Origin of the sequence: Empedobacter brevis (genome assembly GCF_965118635.1) — a bacterium.
In the GTDB taxonomy this organism is placed as follows: Bacteria; Bacteroidota; Bacteroidia; order Flavobacteriales; family Weeksellaceae; genus Empedobacter; species Empedobacter brevis_A.
This window is the reverse complement of record NZ_CBCPHV010000005.1, coordinates 155,969-179,115: the sequence shown is the minus strand read 5'-3', so window position 1 is coordinate 179,115 and position 23,147 is coordinate 155,969. Positions and strand designations below refer to the sequence as shown.

At 28.8% G+C, this 23,147-nt stretch carries 27 protein-coding genes and 3 tRNA genes; 17 read left to right on the top strand and 13 right to left on the bottom strand.

Annotated elements, in window-relative coordinates:
• Position 1 precedes the first annotated feature (1 nt).
• The 8 genes from ACMHJW_RS08780 to ACMHJW_RS08745 all read right to left on the bottom strand — a co-directional run bounded on the left by ACMHJW_RS08780 (position 2) and on the right by ACMHJW_RS08745 (position 4,420).
• The gene (locus ACMHJW_RS08780; protein WP_413533032.1) at positions 2 to 1,216 is read right to left on the bottom strand and encodes an NAD(P)/FAD-dependent oxidoreductase; all 1,215 of its coding nucleotides are present in this window, start codon (positions 1,214 to 1,216) and stop codon (positions 2 to 4) included.
• Between the two features lie 177 nt (positions 1,217 to 1,393).
• A tRNA-His gene (locus ACMHJW_RS08775) sits at positions 1,394 to 1,470 on the bottom strand.
• 42 nt (positions 1,471 to 1,512) lie between these two features.
• A tRNA-His gene (locus tag ACMHJW_RS08770) sits at positions 1,513 to 1,588 on the bottom strand.
• A gap of 42 nt (positions 1,589 to 1,630) precedes the next feature.
• Positions 1,631 to 1,706: transfer RNA gene (locus tag ACMHJW_RS08765), tRNA-His, on the bottom strand.
• 120 nt (positions 1,707 to 1,826) lie between these two features.
• Positions 1,827 to 2,528, bottom strand: coding sequence for a bacillithiol biosynthesis deacetylase BshB1 (gene bshB1 / locus ACMHJW_RS08760; protein WP_413533031.1), 702 nt, complete (start codon positions 2,526 to 2,528; stop codon positions 1,827 to 1,829).
• A 2-nt stretch (positions 2,529 to 2,530) separates the two neighbouring features.
• A complete protein-coding gene (locus tag ACMHJW_RS08755; protein ID WP_413533030.1) occupies positions 2,531 to 3,124 on the bottom strand; it encodes a glutathione peroxidase in 594 nt (197 codons plus the stop codon).
• A gap of 118 nt (positions 3,125 to 3,242) precedes the next feature.
• On the bottom strand, positions 3,243 to 3,878 hold the full coding sequence (locus ACMHJW_RS08750; protein WP_413533029.1) for an NAD(P)H-dependent oxidoreductase: 636 nt from the start codon (positions 3,876 to 3,878) through the stop codon (positions 3,243 to 3,245).
• A 77-nt stretch (positions 3,879 to 3,955) separates the two neighbouring features.
• Positions 3,956 to 4,420 carry a hypothetical protein gene (locus ACMHJW_RS08745; protein ID WP_413533028.1) on the bottom strand — a complete coding sequence of 155 codons (465 nt, stop codon included), beginning with the start codon at positions 4,418 to 4,420 and terminating at the stop codon, positions 3,956 to 3,958.
• Positions 4,421 to 4,528: 108 nt separating this feature from the next.
• Between ACMHJW_RS08745 and ACMHJW_RS08740 the strand changes: the two genes are divergently transcribed.
• The 6 genes from ACMHJW_RS08740 (at position 4,529) to ACMHJW_RS08715 (ending at position 8,579) form a co-directional block, all read left to right on the top strand.
• The gene (locus ACMHJW_RS08740; protein WP_413533027.1) at positions 4,529 to 5,545 is read left to right on the top strand and encodes an aminoglycoside phosphotransferase family protein; all 1,017 of its coding nucleotides are present in this window, start codon (positions 4,529 to 4,531) and stop codon (positions 5,543 to 5,545) included.
• Positions 5,538 to 5,960 (top strand): ATP-binding protein, encoded by a 423-nt coding sequence (locus tag ACMHJW_RS08735; RefSeq protein ID WP_413533026.1) that lies wholly within the window; start codon positions 5,538 to 5,540, stop codon positions 5,958 to 5,960. The genes ACMHJW_RS08740 and ACMHJW_RS08735 overlap by 8 nt, the downstream gene beginning before the upstream one ends.
• Position 5,961: 1 nt before the next feature.
• The gene (locus tag ACMHJW_RS08730) at positions 5,962 to 6,675 is read left to right on the top strand and encodes a nucleotidyltransferase family protein (RefSeq protein WP_413533025.1); all 714 of its coding nucleotides are present in this window, start codon (positions 5,962 to 5,964) and stop codon (positions 6,673 to 6,675) included.
• Positions 6,676 to 6,739: 64 nt separating this feature from the next.
• Positions 6,740 to 7,222, top strand: coding sequence for a hypothetical protein (locus ACMHJW_RS08725; protein ID WP_413533024.1), 483 nt, complete (start codon positions 6,740 to 6,742; stop codon positions 7,220 to 7,222).
• A complete protein-coding gene (locus ACMHJW_RS08720) occupies positions 7,197 to 8,033 on the top strand; it encodes a tetratricopeptide repeat protein (RefSeq protein WP_413533023.1) in 837 nt (278 codons plus the stop codon). Before ACMHJW_RS08725 ends, ACMHJW_RS08720 begins: the two co-directional genes overlap by 26 nt.
• Before the next feature lie 84 nt (positions 8,034 to 8,117).
• Positions 8,118 to 8,579, top strand: a complete 462-nt coding sequence (locus ACMHJW_RS08715; RefSeq protein ID WP_413533022.1) for a PEGA domain-containing protein — start codon at positions 8,118 to 8,120, stop codon at positions 8,577 to 8,579.
• 33 nt (positions 8,580 to 8,612) lie between these two features.
• On the opposite strand, the gene ACMHJW_RS08710 is transcribed toward ACMHJW_RS08715, so the two are convergent.
• Together ACMHJW_RS08710 and ACMHJW_RS08705 are read right to left on the bottom strand one after the other, a co-directional pair.
• Entirely contained in the window at positions 8,613 to 8,984 is a 372-nt protein-coding gene (locus tag ACMHJW_RS08710) for a YchJ family protein (protein WP_413533021.1), read from the bottom strand.
• Positions 8,985 to 9,013: 29 nt separating this feature from the next.
• Entirely contained in the window at positions 9,014 to 9,736 is a 723-nt protein-coding gene (locus tag ACMHJW_RS08705) for an RDD family protein (protein WP_413533020.1), read from the bottom strand.
• Positions 9,737 to 9,765: 29 nt separating this feature from the next.
• Between ACMHJW_RS08705 and ACMHJW_RS08700 the strand changes: the two genes are divergently transcribed.
• The 6 genes from ACMHJW_RS08700 (at position 9,766) to ACMHJW_RS08675 (ending at position 15,639) form a co-directional block, all read left to right on the top strand.
• A complete protein-coding gene (locus tag ACMHJW_RS08700; RefSeq protein ID WP_413533019.1) occupies positions 9,766 to 10,761 on the top strand; it encodes a stage II sporulation protein M in 996 nt (331 codons plus the stop codon).
• Positions 10,748 to 11,410 carry a hypothetical protein gene (locus ACMHJW_RS08695; protein WP_413533018.1) on the top strand — a complete coding sequence of 221 codons (663 nt, stop codon included), beginning with the start codon at positions 10,748 to 10,750 and terminating at the stop codon, positions 11,408 to 11,410. Before ACMHJW_RS08700 ends, ACMHJW_RS08695 begins: the two co-directional genes overlap by 14 nt.
• Positions 11,407 to 12,639, top strand: a complete 1,233-nt coding sequence (locus ACMHJW_RS08690) for a hypothetical protein (protein WP_413533017.1) — start codon at positions 11,407 to 11,409, stop codon at positions 12,637 to 12,639. The genes ACMHJW_RS08695 and ACMHJW_RS08690 overlap by 4 nt, the downstream gene beginning before the upstream one ends.
• Positions 12,639 to 13,625 carry an AAA family ATPase gene (locus tag ACMHJW_RS08685; protein WP_413533016.1) on the top strand — a complete coding sequence of 329 codons (987 nt, stop codon included), beginning with the start codon at positions 12,639 to 12,641 and terminating at the stop codon, positions 13,623 to 13,625. The genes ACMHJW_RS08690 and ACMHJW_RS08685 overlap by 1 nt, the downstream gene beginning before the upstream one ends.
• A complete protein-coding gene (locus ACMHJW_RS08680; protein WP_413533015.1) occupies positions 13,625 to 14,953 on the top strand; it encodes a DUF58 domain-containing protein in 1,329 nt (442 codons plus the stop codon). Before ACMHJW_RS08685 ends, ACMHJW_RS08680 begins: the two co-directional genes overlap by 1 nt.
• 71 nt (positions 14,954 to 15,024) lie before the next feature.
• Positions 15,025 to 15,639 carry an N-acetylmuramoyl-L-alanine amidase family protein gene (locus ACMHJW_RS08675; RefSeq protein WP_413533014.1) on the top strand — a complete coding sequence of 205 codons (615 nt, stop codon included), beginning with the start codon at positions 15,025 to 15,027 and terminating at the stop codon, positions 15,637 to 15,639.
• 36 nt (positions 15,640 to 15,675) lie between these two features.
• On the opposite strand, the gene ACMHJW_RS08670 is transcribed toward ACMHJW_RS08675, so the two are convergent.
• From ACMHJW_RS08670 to ACMHJW_RS08660, 3 genes are all read right to left on the bottom strand, one after another.
• Entirely contained in the window at positions 15,676 to 16,275 is a 600-nt protein-coding gene (locus ACMHJW_RS08670; RefSeq protein WP_413533013.1) for a hypothetical protein, read from the bottom strand.
• Positions 16,276 to 16,366: 91 nt separating this feature from the next.
• Positions 16,367 to 16,942 carry a hypothetical protein gene (locus ACMHJW_RS08665; protein ID WP_413533012.1) on the bottom strand — a complete coding sequence of 192 codons (576 nt, stop codon included), beginning with the start codon at positions 16,940 to 16,942 and terminating at the stop codon, positions 16,367 to 16,369.
• A gap of 84 nt (positions 16,943 to 17,026) precedes the next feature.
• Positions 17,027 to 17,809 carry a hypothetical protein gene (locus ACMHJW_RS08660; RefSeq protein ID WP_413533011.1) on the bottom strand — a complete coding sequence of 261 codons (783 nt, stop codon included), beginning with the start codon at positions 17,807 to 17,809 and terminating at the stop codon, positions 17,027 to 17,029.
• Between the two features lie 228 nt (positions 17,810 to 18,037).
• Here ACMHJW_RS08660 and ACMHJW_RS08655 point away from each other — a divergent pair, with 228 nt between their 5' ends.
• The 5 genes from ACMHJW_RS08655 to ACMHJW_RS08635 all read left to right on the top strand — a co-directional run bounded on the left by ACMHJW_RS08655 (position 18,038) and on the right by ACMHJW_RS08635 (position 23,047).
• Entirely contained in the window at positions 18,038 to 19,072 is a 1,035-nt protein-coding gene (locus ACMHJW_RS08655) for an AI-2E family transporter (RefSeq protein WP_413533010.1), read from the top strand.
• Between the two features lie 24 nt (positions 19,073 to 19,096).
• Positions 19,097 to 19,528: an acyl-CoA thioesterase gene (locus tag ACMHJW_RS08650; protein WP_413533009.1), complete on the top strand. Its 432-nt coding sequence runs from the start codon at positions 19,097 to 19,099 to the stop codon at positions 19,526 to 19,528.
• Positions 19,529 to 19,621: 93 nt separating this feature from the next.
• Positions 19,622 to 20,107: a SixA phosphatase family protein gene (locus tag ACMHJW_RS08645; RefSeq protein WP_413533008.1), complete on the top strand. Its 486-nt coding sequence runs from the start codon at positions 19,622 to 19,624 to the stop codon at positions 20,105 to 20,107.
• The gene (gene ppk1 / locus ACMHJW_RS08640) at positions 20,104 to 22,170 is read left to right on the top strand and encodes a polyphosphate kinase 1 (RefSeq protein WP_413533007.1); all 2,067 of its coding nucleotides are present in this window, start codon (positions 20,104 to 20,106) and stop codon (positions 22,168 to 22,170) included. Before ACMHJW_RS08645 ends, ppk1 begins: the two co-directional genes overlap by 4 nt.
• The gene (locus ACMHJW_RS08635) at positions 22,160 to 23,047 is read left to right on the top strand and encodes a Ppx/GppA phosphatase family protein (RefSeq protein ID WP_413533006.1); all 888 of its coding nucleotides are present in this window, start codon (positions 22,160 to 22,162) and stop codon (positions 23,045 to 23,047) included. Before ppk1 ends, ACMHJW_RS08635 begins: the two co-directional genes overlap by 11 nt.
• The last annotated feature ends 100 nt before the right edge of the window (positions 23,048 to 23,147 follow it).

Sequence of the window (23,147 nt, the reverse complement as noted above, 5' to 3'; positions counted from 1 at the left end):
TTTATTTATGCGGGCGATCAAAACCAAAAGTTTCTAATCTTGGTTCATTTTTTCCTAAAATAATGTTACGCAAAACTTGAGCAGCAATCATAGAAAATGTAATTCCATTTCCTCCATAACCTAATGCAAATAATTTTCGTTCACCTTTTTTCCATGGTCCCATATAAGGTAATCCATCTTTAGTCGAACTAAATGTTCCACACCAAGCCATTTCCGTAATAAATTCGATCTCTGGATATAAATTCTTGAATTTTCGTTCAAGTGTTTTTATTTTATTACGAAGTAAGTCATCTCGTTTTTCAGGATTATAAAATTCTTCATCTTCTCCACCAACAATTAATCGATTATCCAATGTCGTTCTCATATATAAATATGGTTCGGCTGTTTCCCATATTAAACTTCGATGTGGCCATATCATTTTTTCATCAACAGGTTGAGAAATAATTGCATAAGTGGAAAGTAAAGACATTACTTTTTTAGGTAAAAATTGTTCAGCTTCAAAACCTGTTGCGATGATAATATATTTACATTTAATAGTATGACCGTCTTCAGTTAATAGTTCACAATCGTTTTTATTTTCTTGAATTTTTTCAATTTTTGTATGCGTAAATAATTTTAGATTATTTTTTTTCTGATGATATTTCAAAAGATTAATCGCACCTTTGTAAGCATCCATCATAGCAGAAGTGTCATTTTGTAAAGCTGCAATTCCATCAATATTTTGATATTCTTTTAGTTGTTTTGCATCTAAATAATTTACTGGTAAACCAACTTCTGTTCTTATTTCATATTCTCTGTCTAATAATTCAACACCTTGCTTATTACTGGCTAAAAAAACGGATGGAACACGAACAAAATCTGCATCAACCTTAGTTTTCTTGAAAACATTTTCAATAGCTGCAATTGATTGTAAACAATTAAAATAAGCATCAACTGCAATTTTTTCAGGAACCTTTTTTACTAAATCACAAAGCGGGATATCAATCTCATATTGTAATTGGGCAGTAGAAGCACTTGAACTTCCCGTTCCAATTGTACGTTTATCAAAAATTGCACAAGAAATCCCTGCCTCACATAGTTCATGAGCGACTAATGATCCTGTAATTCCAGATCCAATAATAGCGACATCAATACTATAATTTTCTCTGAGCGGATTGTAAAGATTAAAGAATTCGTTTTTAACGATCCAAAAAGGTAAGCCTGAGTGTAAATCCATAGTAAGTAATTTGTTGATTTTTTACTAGAGAAAAAAATATACCAAATATGAATTTTAATAAATTATTATTTGAATTTTAAATATTTACGGAAAGTACTTAATATCTAAATCTTATCAAAATGGAAATAAAATCGAATAAAAAAATCTCAACTTCAATAGAAAAGTTGAGATTTAATCTGGGGTGAATGATGGGTCTCGAACCCACGACCTCCGGAACCACAATCCGGCGCTCTAACCAACTGAGCTACAATCACCATTTGGTATGAATTTCTTTTGAAACGAATTCTAACGTTTTAGGGTGAATGATGGGTCTCGAACCCACGACCTCCGGAACCACAATCCGGCGCTCTAACCAACTGAGCTACAATCACCATTTGGTGTGAATTTTTTTTGAAACGAATTCTAACGTTTTTAGGGTGAATGATGGGTCTCGAACCCACGACCTCCGGAACCACAATCCGGCGCTCTAACCAACTGAGCTACAATCACCATTTATCAATATGAAATTAACTTTAAAATTAATCTCTCAATTGGATTGCAAATATAGCCTATTAATCGGTACTAGCAAATAATTTTTGTAAAAAAATAAAGGTTTTTTAAACCTTTATTTCTAAATTAAAGAATCTAAATTATTTACACCAATATAACTTCGTGAAATAAATCCTTCTCCAGCTTCTCTTCCGATTAATCTTCCTAAATCATATGCTCGATATCGAATAGAATCTGTAAAATTTTTCGAAGAAATAGGTGTTTGTGGTTCACTTGAATTAGGATCAAAGAATTGTGTCTTATAAGCTAAACAAGCTTCTACTTTTGTATCAATAAATCCTGAAATGTCTACGACAAAGTGAGGTTCTAAAGGCAACCATTGAATATAATGAAAGTGCTTTTTAGGGCGCCAAGCTGCTAAACCGTTCTCAATTTTTGGTAATCCTGATAAAAAGATAGCGGTATTTACTAAATCAGATCCTTTTCCATGATCTGGATGTCTGTCATGAGGAGCATTACTCAAAATTATATCGGGCTGATATTTTCGAATGATTTCTACAATTTTTAATTGATTTTCTTTGTCATTCATGAAAAAGCCATCAGGGATTCCAAGATTTTCTCTTACAATAATTCCTAAAATATTTTTGGCATCATTTGCTTCTATTCGGCGAGTTTCATCAGTTCCGCGTGTTCCTAATTCTCCTTTTGTCAAATCAAGAACTCCAACTTTTTTACCGTTTTTAATTTCTTTTGCAAGCGTTCCTCCACAACCCAATTCTATATCATCAGGATGTGCACCAATTGCAAGGATATCTAATTTCATTTTTATTTATTTAACCAATCTATGATTTCTTTTGAATCTGGTGTTACTTTAGAAGAATAAGAAGCTTCTAAAGTTCCATCTTCATTAATCAAAAATTTTGTAAAATTCCATTTTACCTCATTGTCAGCTTTCCCGTTCAATGATTTTTTGGTTAAAAATTTGAAAATTTCATTTTGATTTTCTCCAATCACATCACTTTTTGACATTAAAGGAAATGTAACTCCATAATTTAATTTACAAAAACTTGCAATTTCTTCATTGTTGTCAAATTCTTGTCCCCCAAAATTATCCGAAGGAAAGCCTACAATAACCAAACCTTGATCTTTGTATTGTTGATATATTTTTTCTAAAGCATCGTATTGAGGAGTATAACCACATTTTGAAGCTGTATTTAGAATAAGGATTTTTTTACCTTTCAAATCTGCGAAATTAAAATCGTCATCATTGATATCTTTGAATGTATAATTGTAAATTGTTTTCACTTTTTGTGGTGTTTTTGTACTTTGATGAACTGTTTGCTTTTTCGAAACTTTCTTTGTTTCTTGTGCATTACAAGCTATAAATAGCCCTAAAAATCCGATGAATAAGTATTTCATTACGTCTTGTTTTAAACAAATTTAAAAAAATGTTAGGATTTGTGAGTTAAAGTAGATTAAAATAACTCAAAATATATTTAACCCAAAAGGCTTTCTCATTTCTGGGAAAGCCTTTTTTCTATTCATATAATTTCATTGCAAAATCCTCCATTGGATTTCTAACTTTTTTCATAGGAGCTAACCAATCTTCGCTATCTCTGTAACCCAAAGGAAGTAACAAAACACTTCGCATTCCTTTTTCTTTCAAATCAAGTAAATCATCCAACTCAGCATTTTCAAAACCTTCCATTGGAGTACTATCAATTTTTAATTCTGCTGCTTGTGCAAGAGCAAAACCTAAACCAATGTAAGCTTGACGCGCGGTATGAATAAAATTTTCTTCAGAAGTTTGAGGTAAATAAATACCTTTTAATCGATCTGTATAAGAACCGAATCGACCTCTTGGTAATTCTCTTTCGTCTGTTGTATAATCATAGATTGCATCAATTCGATCTTCTGTATAACGATCCCAAGCAACAAAAACCAATAAGTGCGAACAATCGGCAACTATTTGTTGATCATAAGCAATTGGAACAATTTTCTGTTGCAATTCTTTATTTTTAATAATTAAAATTCGGAATTGTTGTAAACCTGATGATGTAGGAGCTAATCGAGCAGCTTCAACAATTTTTTTAACATCGTGTTCTTCAACAATCAAAGACGGATCATATTTTTTTGTAGCATAACGCCATTTCAAATCATCTATTAAAGACATAAATTATTTATTTAAAATCTTTCTAAAAATACGTCAAAAATGAAATGATTAAAGCCAAAAATATGCTAAAATTTTTATTAATTATCTTGTTTCCATTCCAAGAAATAACTTCCTTTTGCATTTGTAGAAGTCCAACGAACTTGGTAATCTCCTTTTGCTAAATCAAGTGCAAACTTTTCTTCTTTCGAGTTTTTAAGCTGACTATTAAAAATGACTTGATTGTTTTGATCAACAATTTCAAAATTTATTTTCCCATCTAACTGAACAATTGAATGAAAGTTAACCGTTATTTTTTTTGAAACATTTAGTTTAATATAACTTGTTCCAGAAATATCATCAAACTTGGCTTTTGTCCAATTGTCCCCGTTTGAGTTTGACCATTTCGAATCAGTAATTCCTTTGTCAAAAAAAGTTCCTTGAGATTTGATATTCGGATTATCAAAATTTTTATAAAAAGTCTCCGAATCAACATCTGCATTAACTTTCACTGTTATACATGATTGAAAAGAAATCATTGCGATAATAAGAGCTATTTTTTTCATATTAGTTTATCTTTATTTCTTAAAAGATGCAACATTTTGAAAAAGGTTACAACAAACAAATATTTTTAAATCATTTTTGATATGCGTAACTTTCGGAAAATATTCTGAATGAACGAAACTAAAGCTCAATTTTTGCAAGAAAATTTTACTCAAAAAGCTATTGAAAGTTTAACTCAACTTTCAGGAGGAGGTTCGGCTCGTGTTTATTCGAGATTTTTTGATGAAAATCAATCGTATATTTTGGCAGAAAGTTCAAATGTTGAAGAAAATAAAGTATTTATTCAATTTTCATTAGATCTAAAAAAAGTGATTGATAATATTCCTGAAATTATTTCAGTTTCAGAAGATTTTACAAACTATATTCAAACCGATTTAGGCGATGAAACTTTGATGAATCTTGTTCTGAATGATTTTGAGAAAGCAAAACCTTATTATTTCAAAACGTTAGAAAAATTAGCAATTGCTCAAATTCAAGGTGCAAATAAAATCGATTTTAATCATACTTTTTCTTATCCAAAATTAGATAAAACCTTAATTTTAAGAGATCTATTTCAGTTTAATTTTTACTTTTTAGATATCTTAGGAATTGATTATAATGCGGGAAAATTAATCCAAGACTTTGATCGTTTTGCTTCTCAATTTGATAAGCTTTCGCCTCAAGGTTTTGTATTTAGAGACTTTCAGACACGCAATATTATGATTCATGAAAACGAACCATATTTTATCGATTATCAAGGAGGTTTGTATGGACCTGTTGTGTATGATTTGGTTTCGTTGATTTGGCAAGCAAAAGCTAATTTATCTCCTGAATTTAAGAAAGAATTGTACGAATTCTATTACCAAGAATTGGCTAAACAAATTCCAACTTTAGTTCCGATCGATTTTCGTCAATCCTATGAATATTGTGTAGTTGCTCGACTTTTACAAGTTTTAGGAACTTATGGTTTGAGAGGAATTATTGAACGAAAAAAACACTTTTTAGAAAGTATTTCTTTTGGGCTAAAAAATTTAGAATCAATTATAGATTATCCTATATTACAAACTTATCCAGAATTAAAAAATAGTATAAAAATCCTCGTTCTTCCAGAAACGTTAGAACGTATAAATCAAAAAATAAATGACTAAATTAAATATAAACGTTCGTAGTTTTTCGTACAAAAAAGGAATTCCAACTGATCCAACAGGAAACGGTGGAGGTTTTGTTTTCGATTGTCGTGGAATTTTAAATCCAGGTCGTATTCAAGAATACAAAACAAAAACAGGACGCGATGAAGAAGTAAAAAAATACTTGGAAACAGAAACTAAAATTGCAGTTTTTTTAGAAGGTGTTTTTCAAGTTATTGATATTACAATTGAAGATTATTTACAACGTGATTTCGAGAATCTAGAAATCAATTTTGGTTGTACAGGCGGACAACATCGTTCGGTTTATTCTGCTGATTTAACGGCTAAGCATATTCAAGAAAGATTTCCAGAAGCACAAGTAACTTTACAGCATGTTGTGCAAGAAGAAAAAAATTGGATAAACGAGGCTTATTAATATGAAAGCAATGATTTTTGCTGCGGGTCTTGGAACTCGTTTAAAACCATTCACTGAAAATCATCCCAAAGCCTTAGCTGTTGTAAATGAAAAACCTCTTTTGCAACGAAATATAGAATATTTAAAATCTTTCGGAATTAATGAAATCGTGATTAATGTGCATCATTTTGCAGATCAAATTATTGAATTTTTAGAAAAAAACAATTATTTCGGAATCGAAATTACAATTTCTGATGAAACAGATCAAGTTTTAGAAACTGGCGGAGGTTTAGTGAAAGCAAAAGCCAATTTTGAAGAAGATTTTTTGGTGATGAATGTCGATATTCTAACAGATTTGAATCTTGCTGATTTTATAAAAGCGCATCAAGCAAATAAATCATTGGTAACATTGGCTGTTTCGGATAGAAATTCGTCTCGAAAATTATTTTTTAATGAACAAAATGAACTGAAAGGTTGGCGAAATCTGAAAACTGAAGAAGAAATAAAAGCAATCGATTCTTTAGATAATTGCAAAGATTTGGCTTTTAGTGGAATTCATGTTATTTCTCCGGCTCTTTTTGATAAAATTACAGAGAAAGGAAAATTTTCGATCATGAAAGTTTATATGGATTTAATGCAAACCGAATCTATTCTTGGTTTTGATCATTCGGGCGGAATTTTAATCGATGTTGGTCGACCAGAAAGTGTTTTAGAAGCAGAGCAATTTTTTAAATAATTCAAAAACTCAATTCATTGAATTGAGTTTTTTTTATGTAGAAAAAATATATACCTTAGACAGAATGAAATACATTAATTATTTTGTCTATTTAACTATTGTTGTAGTGTTGATTTTAGTTTCAATACTTTACTTTTCTTTCAAAACTAAAGTGGGAAGGATTGATAAAAACGAAATTATCGATCAAGGAACTTCTTTCAAACCTTGTTCTTCTTTTGTTTATCAATATTATTCTGTAGAATCTGGTTATAGAACGGAACGTTATGGAATTCGTAAAGTGATTTCTGAACCAATTCATCAATTAAAATTTCCTAATTTTTCTGGAAATATAAATGTTCGTTTTATAATTAATTGTAAAAATGAAATTGGTTATTTCAGAATTAAAGCAGTTGATCAAGATTATAAAAATGTCGAGCTTTCGAGCGATTTACAAAAGAAAATTGTTGCTATTATTCAGAAATTAAATGATTGGAATGGAAAAAATGAGGATTCGTATTATCAAATTCAAATAAAATTGAGAAATGGAAAAGTTGAAGACATTTTTTAAGTCAAAAACGTGGCGAATTATTTCGGGAACATTGAAATTATTGATTTCAATTCCGATTTTTTGTGTAAGTGTTTTTTATATTAACAAATTCTTATTTTCATCTAACAATAAATTGTTTGATCTAGCAGGTGATACTCAAGGTTCTTATTATTCGGATTTTACGTTTGATCGTTTATTAAAATCAGAACCTAAGAATTCTAAATTTTGGTGGGAATCTTCTGTTGCATATAATAAAAATGGAGATTTTGAAGAAGGAATGAGCCGTTTAAACGTAGCGAATTCTCTAAATAAGATTGATCATTTAGGTTACACAGGTTGGATAAAATATACGAAATTAAAAGATTATGAAAATGCGTTAAAAGATTTTCATCGATTGGATAATTTGTCGAAGGTTGTGGAATATCCTTGGGGCGAAAATATTTATTATCAGATGGGAATTTGTTATCAAGGTTTGGGAGATTATGATTCGGCGATTGTTTATTATGATAAATTTATTGCTTCTGAAAAGAATCCAGATAATATTTCTCCAGGAATGTATGCGTATCGTGGAAAAATTGAAGCTGATCGAGAAAATTATTCGAAAGCATTAGATTTTTACAATCAAACAATCAGCTTGGATAAAAATATTGCGGAAGCCTATTATTATAAAGCCGAAACATACAGACTTATCAATAAGAAAGATTCAGCCGAAGCGAATTATAATAAAAGCTTAGATTTAATACATAAAAATTATAAAGATCAAGATCATTATGATGAACGATTTTTAGAAATTTATGCTTCTGAAATCAGTGATAAATTGAAAGAATTATAAAATTACAATATCCCAAAAAATAAAATTTGCTTAATAAATTTATTCTTCTACTTTTGCAGCAATAACTTACATTATAAGAAAAACATGAAGAAACTTACTATTGCTCTACTGTTCGGAGGATTATTCTCTTTGACAAGTTGTGCAACTATTATTTCTGGTTCTAAACAAAATGTTAGTTTTACAAGTAATCCTTCTAAAGCTACAGTTTATATAAATGAATCTGAAATTGGTAAAACACCTATTGAGACTAAATTAGAAAGAAAGAAAAATTACAACGTTAAAATTGTTTTAGAGGGATATGAACCTTTTGAAACTAAACTCACAAAAAAATTCAATGCTTGGTATATAGGTAACATTTTATTTGGAGGAATTATTGGTCTTGTGATAGATCCTATAACTGGAGCAATGTTTAAATTAACGCCTCAACAAATTGAAGCAGAAATGGCTCAAGGAACAGTTTTTAAACAAAAAGGAAATGATATTTATTTTACTGTAAAATTAGATATTGACCCTTCTTGGCAAAAAGTTGCTCAATTAAAAAAATAATTCATGAAACCTCTTTTTAGAGGTTTCTTTTTTTTAATAAAAAACTCCATCTACATAAAACCATTTTCCATTTTCTTGCACAAATGTAGAAAGTTCGTCGTGTTCGTAGATTTCACCTTTTTTATATTGATAATAAGCTCTAAATCGAACTTTATTATCTTTTGCAAAAACAATTTCTAATTTTAACCATTTATTCGATTTTGCCCAATCTTCAATATCACTAAAATCATTATTTTTTCGAGTAGATTTGTGTGTAGTATCCATCAAATATTCAGGCAAAACCAAGGAAAAAGCAGCATAACGCGAACGCATTAACTCTTCTGGAGTTTTGGGTAATTCTTTATTTAGGTGAAAAGATTCGCAGCAATTTTTATATTCTTTTCCTGAACAACAAGGACAATTCATGTTACTTTTTATTTCTGCAAATATACAGTTTACTTGTCTTTGTGATAATGATAATGATCTTGAATCACAACTTGAATAAAATCAATATTTCCTAAACCATCACTTTTTACATCCATTATTTCCTCTAATTTTCGAGTCAATTTTACTAAAACATCATAATTATTATTTTTCAATGCTGAGGTAAAATTTTCTTTTACAATATTTATATCTCGATCAGATAAGCGATAAACTTCTGGAAAACGAATTTTATATGTTTCAGAAACTTCAGCGAAAATAGTTTGAGATAAATCTAATTTTGGATTGAGATCAATCAAACAAGTATTTGCAACAATATCACCTAAACGTTGCCCGTTTTTATTTACAATCATTGTGATTAAGGCAATTAAACCAAAAAACATAAACAATTCTACAAGTCCAATCACCCAACGTAAAAAATAGTCAAAGTTATTGGCACGATTTCCGTCCATTCGTATAACTCGAATTTTCATAATCCATTTTCCAATTGTTTGTCCTTTCATTAAAATTTCGAGAATCAACGGATAAAGTAAAAATATAAATCCTATTACACTGTAAATTCCCATTTGAAACCATCCGTCTTTATAAGGAATAAATTCAGAAAAATAATATAATGCATAAATCAATATGATGCGGATTATCATATCGATAATGTAAGCAATCAAACGTTTTCCGATTGGCGCAATATTATAAGCAATTTGCACGTTTTGAGGAGTATTGACTAAAAGTTTATTCATATATTTGGTTAACTAACAACCACTCTACAATGAGAGAAGCGCATTTTATTGATAAAAATAAGGCTAAATGGTCTGATATTGAACATAATTTGAAAAATAAAATTGAAGTTCATCCAGATATTTTGGCAAAAAACTACATCGAAATTACAAATGATTTGGCTTTTGCTCAAACTTATTATCCAAAAAGTAAGACAAAAGATTATTTAAACGAATTAGCTTTGTTTGCGCATCAATCTATTTATAAAGATCAGCGAACTTCAGGTAATCAATTTGTTCAGTTTTTCAAGGAAGATGTTCCAAATGTAGTTTATAAGAATCAGAAAATGTTTTTGTATTCCTTTCTAATTTTTGCTTTAGCTGTTTTTATTGGGATTTTATCTTCACATTTCGATCCAGATTTTACACGATTAATTTTAGGAAATCATTATGTAGACGAAACTTTAATGAATATCAAAAGAGGCGATCCTGCTGCAATTTATAAATCAGGAAGCCAAACAGGTTCTACATTAGCTATTACAATCAATAATATTCGTGTTGCATTTTTAGCTTTTACATTAGGTTTATTTTTCAGTATTGGTTCGGGATATATTTTATTTTCGAACGGAATTATGTTAGGCGCTTTTCATTATATGTTTTTCAAAGAAGGCGTTTTAGGAAAAGCAATGTCAGCAATTTGGATGCACGGAACAATCGAGATTTCTGTTATTATTATTGCAGGAGCTTGCGGTTTGATGTTAGGAAATGGATTCATGTTTCCGAAAACTTTATCCCGAAAAAAATCACTTATAATGAAAGCAAAAGAAGCTGTAATGATTTTATTGAGCACAGTTCCAATGTTTATCATCGCTGGTTTTATAGAAGGTTTTATTACACGTTTATATGATGTTAATATTGTATTGAGTTTAATGGTTATTATTCTTTCATTAATCTTAATTGTTTGGTATTATATTATTTATCCAATTCAAAAAAATAGACAAAAAATGCTTTCGTTCAATCAAACTTTACAAACGAATGAAACAATCTAAACTATTTTTAACCATTACATTATTATTCGTTCAATTTTTTGTTTTTGCACAAGAAAAAACAGCAGAATTTAAGGCATTCAAAGAAAAATATGCTGGAAACGAATTTAATTATGAAGAAGTTCCAAAACCCAAAAAAGAAATTGAAACGAATTATTTTTTAGATTTTTTAGAAAGATTATTTCGATTTTTGTCTTATATCCCTTGGAAAATCATTTTTTATGTTGCTGTTTTATTATTTCTAGTTTTCCTTGCGACGCGTATTTACAAAAATGGTGGAATTTTCAAACGAAATTCGAAGAAATTGTACAATGAATCTGATTTTGATTTTATTGAAGAAAATTTGGCAGAAGTCAACTTGAATTCATTAATAAATAAAGCTGAAAAAGAACAAAATTTTGCTTTAGCAATTCGCTATTTACATTATCAGAATCTACAAAATTTAGATAAAAAAGGTTGGATTAATTGGGATCCAAAGAAAACGAATCAACAATTTATTAATCAAATAAAAGACGAAAAATCGAGAAATATATTCAATCAGAATACCAAAATTTTCAATCAAGTTTGGTTTGGAGAATTTAAAATTGATGAAGAAAAATATCAAGAATTCAAAACGAATTTTAATCAGTTTAATCAATATTTAGCCGCATGAAAAAGAAATTAGGAATTCTATTAGGTGCAATTTTATTGATTGGTTTTTTTGTTTTTTCCTTCTCAAAATTAAATTACAAATTGATTAAATCGTGGGAAGTTAATCTTTTCCAAAATAGTAAAGATCCTTATGGATTGTATATTATGCACGAAGAACTTGCAAATTTATCCAATGGAAAGATGAAAGATTTAGAAAAACTTTCTGAATTAAAAATTGATCCTAAAAAAGCCAAAGATTATGCAGTTGTTGTATTGGGTTCTGAGATTTATTTTGACACAGTTTCCAAAAATTTATTAAGCAAAATTGCTAGAAATGGAGGAATTGTAATGGTTGCAGATTATAACGATAATTTTGGTGATGATACAAATGGTTACGAAGAAGATTCTTTTACAGATACAATTGAAGAGGATTCAAGCGAAATTGATGAAAATACATTATATAATAAAACATTAAAGATTAATGATGATTTTGAATTAAGAACAGATAAATTGTTCAAAATAAAGAAGAAAAAAGAAATCGAACATCACTATTTTAGTGAGATTACGAATGATTCTAAAATTCTTGGAACAATTTCCTACAAAGACAAAGCTTATCCAAATTATTTAAAAATAAAACCAAAAGATTACAAAGGTTTTTATTTATATCATGCAGAACCGCTTTATTTTTCGAATTATTATTTATTAAATGAAGACAGTTATTTCTATGCAAAATCGGTTTTAGAACCGCTGAAAGGAAAAACGATTTTTTGGTACAATACATCGAAAACATATGCAGGAAGTTCGTCTATGATGCGCTTTATTTTATCCGAACCAACATTAAAATCAGCTTGGATAACATTACTTATCTTACTTTTTCTATTTTTAATTTTTAGAAGTAAACGCGAACAAAAAATTATTCCAATTTATACAAAAGAAGAAAATCATACGTTAGAATTTGCCAAAACTATTTCTTCTTTATACGAAGAAAATGGAGAAATAAAAGACATTCTTTCGAAGAAAATAGATTATTTTTTATACAAATTAAGAAAAACATATTTAATCGAAACGGATAATATTACAGAGAAACAATTTATTGAAATTGTGGCACAAAAAGCAAATCTGAGTTATGAAGAATGTTTGGAAAAATTTACGATTCTGAAAAATATTTATCAAAAAAATAAACCAAATGAACACGATTTGAAAACAGCATATCAAATCATCGAAAACTATAAACAAAAAGCAAATATCTAATGAACGAAAATACATATCAACCATTCGAAAATAGAGTAGATTTTTCGGATATACAATATAAAATGCAAGCTGTAAAAAATGAATTGAAAAAAGTAATTATCGGACAAGATGATATTATTGATCAATTGATTTTAGCTCTGCTTTCCAACGGACATTCTTTGATTGAAGGTTTGCCTGGAGTTGCCAAAACAATGATGGCAAAATTATTAGCCAAAACAATCGATTCTGGTTTTAGTAGAATTCAATTTACTCCAGATTTAATGCCTTCTGATGTGATTGGAACTTCAATTTTGAATTCTAAAATCAATGAATTTGAATTCAAAAAAGGACCAATTTTTTCGAATATTGTCCTGATTGATGAGATTAACCGTTCACCAGCAAAAACTCAAGCAGCTTTATTCGAATCGATGTCAGAAAGACAAGTTACAGTTGATGGAACAACTTATCCTTTGCAAGCTCCTTTTTTGGTTTTTGCTACTCAAAATCCGATAGAACAAGAAGGAACATATCGTTTGCCAGAAGCACAATTGGATCGTTTTATGTTCAAGATTTATGTGAAATATCCTTCTTTGGAAAGTGAAATTGAGTTATTGAAAGAGCAACAAGAACGAAAAAATATAGACAAAGAATCGTTGGTAGAAAAAGTAATTTCAGGAAATGAAATTATCGAATTCCAAGATCGGATAAAATCGGTTTTCGTTCACGAAACATTGATTACATATATTGCATCAATTGTTCATCAAACTAGAATCGATCAAACCTTGTATATGGGCGCTTCTCCGCGTGCTTCGATTGCTATTTTAGATGCAGCAAAATCAAATGCAGCAGTTAATGGGCGCGATTTTGTTATTCCAGAAGATATCAAACAAGTTGCGCATATAATTTTGGGACATCGTGTTGTATTAGTTCCAGAAAAAGAAATGGAAGGTTTTACAACAGAACATATTATTCTGCAAATTATTGATCGCGTAGAAATTCCTCGTTAATGAAATTTTTCAGAAGCTTATTTCTTACTAATCGCTTTTTTTATGCGGGATTATTGCTTGCGTTTTGCTACGTAATTGCATTTTTCTTGCCTTTCTTTTACTTTATTGTAAAAATATTGACATTTGTTTTTATCATTAGCGTTATTATCGAAATATTTTTGGTTTATATTCCTAAAACTTCGATAGAAGTTCGTCGAAATTATCCTGAACGATTTTCTAATGGAGATGAAAACAAAATGGAAATTTTTGTGCGAAATAATTATCAATTTTCTTTGAATGTCAGGATAATAGAAGAATTTCCGGTTCAATTACAATTAAGGAATTTTGAGTTAAAAAAACGATTTAAAAGCAATAAAAATACGAAATTTGATTTTAATATTCGACCAACAGAACGCGGATCATATAACTTTGGATTGACAAATGTTTTTATTTCTGTTTTCGGATTGATCGAGAAAAAAGTGAAAATAAATGAACCAATTTCTATTGCTTGTTATCCTTCTTATTTGCAATTAAAACAGTTCCAATTGTATTCTACAGCGAGTTTTCAGAATGAATTTGGAATGAAAAGAATTCGTAAAATTGGTACAAATACTGAATTTGAGAACATCAAAAATTATACAATTGGCGACGAATATCGTTTAATCAATTGGAAAGCAACTGCGAAAGCAAATCGTTTGATGGTGAATCAATTTCAGGAAGAAAAATCTCAGCCAGTTTATTCGTTAATTGATTTAGGAAGAACGATGCGAATGCCTTTTAATGGTTTAAAATTGTTGGATTATTCGATAAACTCGAGTTTGATTCTTGCAAATATTTCACTTCAAAAGAATGAGAAAGCTGGTTTAATCACATTTAATAAAACAATTCAAGATCATGTTGTTGCTGATAGAAAAAATCATCAAATGCAATTGATTTTAGAAAAGTTGTATAATGTACAAACTGATTTTCTTGAAACTGATTTTGGAAAATTATATGCCTATATCAAACGAAAATTAACGCAACGTTCGCTTTTATTTATTTACACAAATTTTGAAACAATTGATGGTTTGGAACGGCAATTACCATATCTGAAATTGATCAAAAAATCTCATGTTGTGGTTTTAATTCTTTTTAAAAATTCGGAATTAAAAAAATTAACAAATCAAAAAGCGAGAACAACAACCGATATTTACGATCAAACAATTGCAGAGAAATTTAATTATGATAAAGAATTAATTGTAAATCGTTTGCATCAATTTGGTATTTTAACCATTTATTGCGAACCGCAAGAATTGTCAATTCATCTTATCAATAAATATTTAGAGATAAAAGCGAGAGGTTTATTTTAAAAATTATTTTTTAACTTAATTTTTAGAAAAAAAAGCATAATTATTGTTAAAAACGTTAATCAAAATAATCTATGAAAAAACTCTTTATGCTTTTCTGTTTAGTTCTGTCAATTGGAATTTTTGGACAAGAAAATGCTGTTAATTATATTGCTGATTCTACAAAGCGAATAATTCTTCTGGATGCTGGTCATGGAGGATCTAATACTGGCGTTAAAATGAATGAATTTCAGGAAAAAGATATTGTTCTGAAAATTGCAAAAATTATACAAGAAAATAATCCTTTTAATGATGTTGATTTTGTGTTATTAAGAAAAGGGGATGAGCAAATTCTTAATACAAGTCGTACAAATATGATTAATGAAATAAAACCAGATCTGGTTTTGTCAATTCATGTTAATTACAATATAAAAGAATCTAAAAAAGGTACAGAAATTCTTCTTTCTCCATTAAATCCTACTTTTGAAGAGAGTAAAATGATTAGTGAAAAAATCGGTAAAAATATAAGTTCTTTAGGTTTTGAAAACTTAGGAATAGTTGAAACAAACTCGAAAATATTACGCGATTCTAAGGTTCCAATTATTATGATTGAAATTGGATATTTAACAAATGAAGAAGATCGAAAAATATTAACTAACGAAAGTTATTATCCAAAAATAGCTGATAAAATTTATGAAGCGTTGAAATAATAAAAAAGCCTTTCTATCAAGAAAGGCTTTTTTATTTTATTGAACAATTGATCTAAAAAAACCTTTTCCTCTAAAATAAATGGTATCGTTTTGCATAGAAGTTTGTCTAATCAAAAATTGTGATTTTCCATATAAACTATCTCCTTTTTTATAAGATGCTTTATTTAGCGTTAATTCTTGTTTGATAATTGTATTAAATATTTTTTTGTCTTTATCCGATTTTACTAAATAAATATAAGGTTCAATAAAATAATCGTTTTTTTGAACTTTGATATTAAAACCATCTTCAGAATCAATGTTTTTATAACCAATATTTATAAGTATTTCATTGGGATTAATGAATTTTGCTGTACAATTAAAAATAGAATCTTCATATGTTTTTGAAAAATCTAGCGAGTTATTAGTTTGTAAAATCATAACCGTAGATCTTTTTAATTTTTCATTTGGTTTTAGATTAAAATCTAAAATTTCTGGCATTTTATTCATTTTCTTGAAAATGCTTATTTTATTAAGATGCGAATCTATTTTATATGTATTAAAAATTGAATAATCTGTTATTTGTTTTATTTCATTCTTTGTTTTACCTGTACAAGAGAAAACCAATGATAGTACACATATGTTTATAATTATTTTCAAAGTCAATTATATTTTTTTTAAAATCAATAACATAACGGGAACAAAAATAATAATTACTTCTTATCCTATTTCATTTTATGATTTAAAATTTTTATTCGTCAAAAAAGTCTATTGAACGGCGATAATTGTATAAAAACAATCTTCGTCTTGCTTCTAAGTCGTTCACTCTTATAGATGAAATATCATCAATTTGGAAATACAAAGAACCTTCATCTGTTCCTTCGGAACCAATACATTTCAATTCGAAATCTTCTTCTGTTAAATTTCGAATGAAGCCCGCAAAACGACTGTTATTATTTAATTGAATACGTGAAACATATTCAGTTTGATTATTTATTTCAGCTAAAATTTGTTGAACCCAATTTTCTTCGGGCGTTATAGTAAGATTTACTGGATTTTCTTGATCCAATTCGGTGTGGTGTTCTTTTAAATAATTCAAGCATTTACAGTAATCATCAACATCTATTCGGCTAATTTTGAAATAAGGTTCGATTAGGATTCCATCTTTTTTACCATATTTTGAAATATGTTGCATTACAAAAAATTCATCATTAAAATCTAGAATATATCCAGCCCAGAAATTATCTCCTTCTGGATAATTATAAATGGCGATTATAGATTTATTTTCTTTCGAATGATTTAATATTTTAAAAAAATTAGAGTTCATATTTGTTTGGGTTAAAAAATCAAATTACAAATCTTTATTGATAAAAAAAAGGTTATTGAATATTTCAAAAACCTTTTCATTCTTTTAATTTGCTTTTCGGAAAATACTGGCTTCATAACTTAATGATTGCCAATCTCCTTTTTGTAAATTGTCTAATTTTATTTTTTTGTAGATATTTTCTTCTCCTGCAATAGTTATTGTGAATTGAGTTCGATCTAAAATATTTTTTTCTGAAATGGAATAATTAATATCAAATTTCTTCTTTGTTAATTTTTGGACCAAAGGTTTTAAGTAATCAATAGTTGCTTCAGGTGTTTTGAATTGTTCATTTTGCGGAAACTGAACTTCAAAATAACCTTCGTATGTAAAATCTGGTTCTGTAATAATTAAATTATAAGGATCAGCAAACAATGCTTGACGCTGTTTTTGGTATTCTTTTTCGTTTTTGTATTGACGTTTTTCTTCTTTATAAATCAATGGGTATTTTTCTCCAAGAATAGCTAATTTATCCGCGTCGTACGAATAAGGAACACCATCATGAAAAACATTGTACAATGCAGGATTTACCAACCATTGATCAACTATTTTTTTATCTTTTACAATGTAAACCATAAGTCCATTATCTTGTGCTTGAAAATTAGACGATTGGTATCCATATTCCAAAAGTGGTTTTGCAGCTTGGATAGCATTAGGATTTTCTAACATAAAATTAAAATTCTCGTAAGCTTTCGTTGGATCATTCAAAGATGCCATTCCATAGACTTTCGTCGAAGAATCTACATTTTTATCATTAATCATTGATGTTACTTGTGCAGTGGCAAAATTCGAAAGTACAACGGCTGTTGTAAGTAAAAGTTGTTTTATCATGTATTGTATTCTTTAATTTTAAATGTTTCCAAATTTATTGAATAAGTAAAAACAAAACTCCAATATTTCTTAATTCTTCATCGGTTCTTTGATTGGAATAGTTGTTTTTCTTTTAGTGCTTTGATTTCATTCAATATTTAAAAATAGAAAAGTTTATAGAAATTAACTATTTTTAGCATTGAATTTGATAAGGAAATATCAACAACTGTTAATAAAAATAAATAACCTATGAACTCTAATAAACATTATCTTTCTAACAATGTGTTGTTGCAGGTAGCATTTATAGCAATAATACTTTTGGTTTTTGGATTAATAACTAAAAATTTATTGTCTTTTTTACCAGGATTACTTGGCGCTTTATGTTTGTATGTTTTGCTTCTTAATCCATTGCAATGGATGGTAAATGTAAAAAAATGGAATAAATTAGCAAGTATAATTCTACTAATGGTAAGTAGTGCAATTTTGATTATTGGACCTCTTTATTTATTAATTCAAATGTTAACGAATAAGGTGATGGTTTTATTGAATGATACTGCTCAAATAAAAACCGATGTCAATAGAATTATCAAGATGTTGCAAACTAAGTTTAATATTGATGTTTTTAGTGCAACGAATATTGAAAAAATAACACAAGTCGGAGGAAAATTGTTAGAAAAAACTTTGAATGCTTCGATGGATATGACAATTCAACTTGGTGTTGCTTTCCTTATTTTGTATTTCATGTTAATGAATCATCAAAAACTTGAAAATTGGTTTTATAAAACAGTTCCTTTTAAAACAAGTAACTTAATCAAGATGAACAAAGATCTTAAAGATTTAGTTATTTCTAATGCTGTAGGAATGCCTTTAACAGCACTTTTTCAAGCAATTATTGCTTATATCGGTTATCTTGTTTTTGGTGTAAATGATGCTTTTACTTGGTTTGTATTAACCATTTTCGCAGCAATGTTACCAGTTGTTGGAGCAGCACTTATTTATGTTCCTTTAGGAGTGTTTATGTTAGCAAGTGGAAATACAGGACAAGCTGTAGGTTTATTAATTTACTGTTTTGTAATTGTAGGATTATCAGATAATTTGATTCGTTTAGTTTTACAGAAAAAAATGGCAGATGTCCATCCATTAATTACTATTTTTGGAGTAATTGTTGGTTTAAATTTATTTGGATTTATTGGAATTATTTTTGGACCAATTTTGTTTTCAGTGTTTTTCTGGTTAGTTAAATTGTATAAATTCGAATTTATTGATCCAAATCCTGAAGATTAAATATTTTTTATAAAAACCGTAAAAATGAGTATAGAAAACTTTAAATTTTTTAAAACATTAGAACCACGTTGGAGTGATTTTGATCCAATTGGTCATGTTAATAATGTATTTTATTTCGAGTATTTCCAAATCGGTAGAGCTTATTATATGATGGCTTCTAGCAAAAAATGGCAATGGACGCAACATATGTTTGTTATTGCACATATGGAGGCAAGTTACAAGGTAGAATTACGACCAGATGCAATAGAACCTCGTATTGGTGTTCGTGTTTCGAAATTAGGAAATAAGAGTTTTGATTTTGAATATATCGTAACAAGCAAAAATGAAAAAGGCGAAGATATCATACATTGTACAGGAAAAAGTACGCAAGTGATGTACGATATGGTAGAGAAAAAATCAACTGAATTACCAGACTGGGTAAAAAACGATTTTAAGAACTACGAAGGAGATCTTTAAAATAAATCTTTAAAAAAAACATAACAGTAGTTAAGTCTTTTCATCAGATAATGATTAGATTTAACTACTGTTTCTTTTTAAACGCTTAGGGTTATGAAAAATTTATTTTTAATGCGACATGCAAAAAGTAAGTGGAATGAAAATGTTTCGGATCAATTTCGTTCTATCACAGATACTGGAGAATTCAAAACAAAGAAAGTCGCAAATTATATTCATGAAAATTTTGAGTTGAAATTTGATAAAATATTTTCGAGTATCGCCATTCGAGCAAAAGAAACTTCTCAACTTGTCAAACCTATCTTGTTTCCCGATCAAACCATTCATCTAGAAGAAGATTTGTATACATTTTCACATTATTTATTGGATACATGGATTAGAAATTTAGATGATGAATTGCAAAATGTTCTTATTTTTGGGCATAATCCTGCATTTACAGATATTACCAATCAATTAGGAAATGAAATGATCTACAATCTTTCAACTTCTGGGTTTGTGTGGTTGCAATTTGATTCCGATAGATGGAGTAAAATAGAAAAAGGAAAAACGATAAAAATAATTTTACCGAAAGAAATTAAATGAAAAAATATATAAACCGCGAAATAAGTTGGTTATCTTTTAATGCTCGCGTGTTACAAGAAGCTTCTGACGAAACTGTTCCGTTGTTAGAACGAATTCGATTTTTAGGAATTTATTCCAATAATTTAGACGAATTTTATTCTGTTCGATATTCTACTATTTTACGTTCTATTCAGTTCAAAGATGTAGAAATCGTTTATCAAAACATTATAACAGACCAAACGGATGAAGAATTGATTGATGAAATTAATGAAATCGTTCGTCATCAACGCGTTCAATACGACGAACTGCATAATCTATTGTTTAAAGAATTAGAAAATTATAATATTTTTGTGATTGATGATAAATCAATTCCAGAAAATTATTTAGAATACATTTCCGAATATTTTTACAACGAATTTATTCATACTGTTGGTGTTTTTATTTTAGATGATATTAAAAAAGCACCATCTTTACGCGATGGATCTTTCTATTTAGCGGTGAAAATGAAGTTGAAAGATAAAGTACAATATGCACTTCTAATTGTTCCTACACATTTATTTCCTCGTTTTATTGTTCTTCCGAAGTACGACGAAAATACTTACGTCATGTATTTGGAAGATATTATTCGCTATCATTTGAAAGATATTTTCAAAATGTTTGATTTCGAAACTATTGAAGCCCATTCAATCAAAATTACACGAGATAGCGAACTTGATTTTGATAATGATTTGGAACATAGTTTACTAGAAAAAGTAATGCATAGTTTAGAAAATCGTAAAAAAGGAGTTCCTGTTCGATTGGTTTATGATGCTGAAATAGCACCAGATACATTGAAATTTTTCTTGAAAAAATTACGATTAGATGAATATGATAGTATCAATCCTGGAGGAAAATATCATAATAAAAGGGATTTGATGAATTTCCCGAGTTTTGATATTCCAAATTTAACTTACAATCGAATAAAACCAATTATTCAGAAAAAACCATTTGAATACAATAGTTATTTTCAGGCTTTTACTGAAAATGAAGAAATGATGATGGCGCCTTATCATGATTATTCTTTATTGTTAAAATTTCTTCGTGAAGCAGCAATCGATCCAAAAGTAACCAAGATAAAAATTACAATTTATCGCGTTGCAAAAGATTCACAAGTCATGCATTCGCTAATAAATGCAGCGATGAATGGCAAAGAAGTTACAGCTGTATTAGAACTTCGTGCACGTTTTGATGAATCGAATAATGCGATGTGGTCGAAGAAGTTGCAAGAAGCTGGTGTAAATGTTATTTTTGGTGTTCCAGGCTTAAAAGTACATTCAAAAATTGGTTATATTGAACGCAAACCAGAAGGAAATCTAGCAGAAAAATATGTATTTATTAGTACAGGAAATTTTCATGCAGGAACTGCAAAGATTTATACAGATTATACATATTTCACAACAAATCCAGGGATCACGAGAGATGTAGAACAGATTTTTAAATTTTTTGGAGCAAATTACTTAAATTTAACTTACAATCATTTATTGGTTTCGCCTTATGGAACTCGTAAAAAAATTGTAAAAATGATAAAGCGAGAAATCAAAAATCAACAAGCTGGTTTGCCTGCTGAGATTAATATGAAATTAAATAGTTTAAGCGACAAACAAATTATCGATTTATTGTATAAAGCTTCTCAAAAAGGAGTAAAAGTTCGTTTGGTTGTTCGTGGAATAAATTGTTTAATTCCTGGCGTTAAAAACCTTTCCGAAAATATTGAATGTGTAAGTGTAATCGACAAATTCTTAGAACATCCACGTGTTTATTGGTTTAAAAATGCTGGAGATGATAAAGTTTACATTTCTTCTGCCGATATGATGGAACGCAATTTAGATAATCGAGTAGAAGTAGCTTGCCCAATTTATGACCCTAAATTCAAAAAGATTGTTATCGATACATTTAATTTAAGTTTCGAAGACAATGTGAAAGGTCGCCAAATAACAGCTGATTCTTCTTTAGAATATAAACGAAATAATAAAAAACCTAACCGCTCTCAATTCACGACCTATGAATATTTAAAAAAAATAAACGAGAAAGAAAATGAAGATTAGAAAATTAGGAGCAATAGATATTGGGTCTAATGCTATGCGGTTATTGATTAATTATGTTTATGAGGAAGAAGGTCGAGCACCTATTTTTAATAAGACAAGCATTGTCCGAATGCCAATTCGGCTAGGTCATGATGTTTTTATTGAAGGACAAATTTCTGATGAAAATATAGAGCGTATTTGCGATGCAATGCTATCTTATGCTCTGATGATGAAAGTTTATAATGTCGAGATTTATAAAGCCTATGCAACGTCTGCCATGCGCGAAGCAAAAAATGGGAAAGATGTTGTAAAAAAAGTAGCCAAAAAATCAGGAATTAATATCGAAATAATTGACGGAAGAACTGAAGCTGAATTATTGTTTAATACAGAATTAGGTGATTTTATAAAGGATAAAAAAAACTATTTATATGTAGATGTTGGAGGAGGTAGTACAGAATTAACTTTGTTAAAAGATAATAAGGTATTCACTTCTAAATCTTTTGAAGTAGGAACTGTTCGTTTATTAGAAAACAAAGTTTCACCCAATGTATATAATGATATAAAAGAATGGATTGGCGAAAATATTGGTAAAGATGAAGTAGAATTAATTGGAGCAGGAGGGAATATCAATCATGTGTACAAATATTCTGGTGTAAAATTAGGAATACCTTTGAGTAGTGTTTATGTGAAAAAACATTATCAAATTTTACAAAATATGACAACTGAAGAACGTATGCAAACCTTTAACATGAAACCAGACCGTGCTGATGTTATAGTCTATGCATTAGAAATTTATAATAATGTTCTAAAGTGGTCAAATGCTAAGCGAATTCATGTTCCGAAAATTGGACTTTCAGACGGAATTATTCGAAAAGTTTATAAAGATTTAGAGAAATAAATGATTTCAATCTAAAAAAATCTAATTGAATAGAACGCAATAATAAATTAAAAAAGCTTGAACATTTGTTCAAGCTTTTTTAATTTATATTATATGGAAA

What these genes read in the sequence shown, in the direction of transcription:
- ACMHJW_RS08710 (WP_413533021.1), bottom strand. Translation starts at nt 8,984, where the DNA reads ATGAATTGTCCTTGTTGTTCAGGAAAAGAATATAAAAATTGCTGCGAA.
- bshB1 (WP_413533031.1), bottom strand. Translation starts at nt 2,528, where the DNA reads ATGAAATTAGATATCCTTGCAATTGGTGCACATCCTGATGATATAGAA.
- ACMHJW_RS08680 (WP_413533015.1), top strand. Translation starts at nt 13,625, where the DNA reads ATGAAATTTTTCAGAAGCTTATTTCTTACTAATCGCTTTTTTTATGCG.
- ppk1 (WP_413533007.1), top strand. Translation starts at nt 20,104, where the DNA reads ATGAAAAAATATATAAACCGCGAAATAAGTTGGTTATCTTTTAATGCT.
- ACMHJW_RS08650 (WP_413533009.1), top strand. Translation starts at nt 19,097, where the DNA reads ATGAGTATAGAAAACTTTAAATTTTTTAAAACATTAGAACCACGTTGG.
- ACMHJW_RS08740 (WP_413533027.1), top strand. Translation starts at nt 4,529, where the DNA reads ATGAACGAAACTAAAGCTCAATTTTTGCAAGAAAATTTTACTCAAAAA.
- ACMHJW_RS08685 (WP_413533016.1), top strand. Translation starts at nt 12,639, where the DNA reads ATGAACGAAAATACATATCAACCATTCGAAAATAGAGTAGATTTTTCG.
- ACMHJW_RS08700 (WP_413533019.1), top strand. Translation starts at nt 9,766, where the DNA reads ATGAGAGAAGCGCATTTTATTGATAAAAATAAGGCTAAATGGTCTGAT.
- ACMHJW_RS08735 (WP_413533026.1), top strand. Translation starts at nt 5,538, where the DNA reads ATGACTAAATTAAATATAAACGTTCGTAGTTTTTCGTACAAAAAAGGA.
- ACMHJW_RS08720 (WP_413533023.1), top strand. Translation starts at nt 7,197, where the DNA reads ATGGAAAAGTTGAAGACATTTTTTAAGTCAAAAACGTGGCGAATTATT.
- ACMHJW_RS08695 (WP_413533018.1), top strand. Translation starts at nt 10,748, where the DNA reads ATGAAACAATCTAAACTATTTTTAACCATTACATTATTATTCGTTCAA.
- ACMHJW_RS08690 (WP_413533017.1), top strand. Translation starts at nt 11,407, where the DNA reads ATGAAAAAGAAATTAGGAATTCTATTAGGTGCAATTTTATTGATTGGT.
- ACMHJW_RS08715 (WP_413533022.1), top strand. Translation starts at nt 8,118, where the DNA reads ATGAAGAAACTTACTATTGCTCTACTGTTCGGAGGATTATTCTCTTTG.
- ACMHJW_RS08660 (WP_413533011.1), bottom strand. Translation starts at nt 17,809, where the DNA reads ATGATAAAACAACTTTTACTTACAACAGCCGTTGTACTTTCGAATTTT.
- ACMHJW_RS08655 (WP_413533010.1), top strand. Translation starts at nt 18,038, where the DNA reads ATGAACTCTAATAAACATTATCTTTCTAACAATGTGTTGTTGCAGGTA.
- ACMHJW_RS08750 (WP_413533029.1), bottom strand. Translation starts at nt 3,878, where the DNA reads ATGTCTTTAATAGATGATTTGAAATGGCGTTATGCTACAAAAAAATAT.
- ACMHJW_RS08665 (WP_413533012.1), bottom strand. Translation starts at nt 16,942, where the DNA reads ATGAACTCTAATTTTTTTAAAATATTAAATCATTCGAAAGAAAATAAA.
- ACMHJW_RS08635 (WP_413533006.1), top strand. Translation starts at nt 22,160, where the DNA reads ATGAAGATTAGAAAATTAGGAGCAATAGATATTGGGTCTAATGCTATG.
- ACMHJW_RS08645 (WP_413533008.1), top strand. Translation starts at nt 19,622, where the DNA reads ATGAAAAATTTATTTTTAATGCGACATGCAAAAAGTAAGTGGAATGAA.
- ACMHJW_RS08730 (WP_413533025.1), top strand. Translation starts at nt 5,962, where the DNA reads ATGAAAGCAATGATTTTTGCTGCGGGTCTTGGAACTCGTTTAAAACCA.
- ACMHJW_RS08780 (WP_413533032.1), bottom strand. Translation starts at nt 1,216, where the DNA reads ATGGATTTACACTCAGGCTTACCTTTTTGGATCGTTAAAAACGAATTC.
- ACMHJW_RS08675 (WP_413533014.1), top strand. Translation starts at nt 15,025, where the DNA reads ATGAAAAAACTCTTTATGCTTTTCTGTTTAGTTCTGTCAATTGGAATT.
- ACMHJW_RS08705 (WP_413533020.1), bottom strand. Translation starts at nt 9,736, where the DNA reads ATGAATAAACTTTTAGTCAATACTCCTCAAAACGTGCAAATTGCTTAT.
- ACMHJW_RS08725 (WP_413533024.1), top strand. Translation starts at nt 6,740, where the DNA reads ATGAAATACATTAATTATTTTGTCTATTTAACTATTGTTGTAGTGTTG.
- ACMHJW_RS08755 (WP_413533030.1), bottom strand. Translation starts at nt 3,124, where the DNA reads ATGAAATACTTATTCATCGGATTTTTAGGGCTATTTATAGCTTGTAAT.
- ACMHJW_RS08745 (WP_413533028.1), bottom strand. Translation starts at nt 4,420, where the DNA reads ATGAAAAAAATAGCTCTTATTATCGCAATGATTTCTTTTCAATCATGT.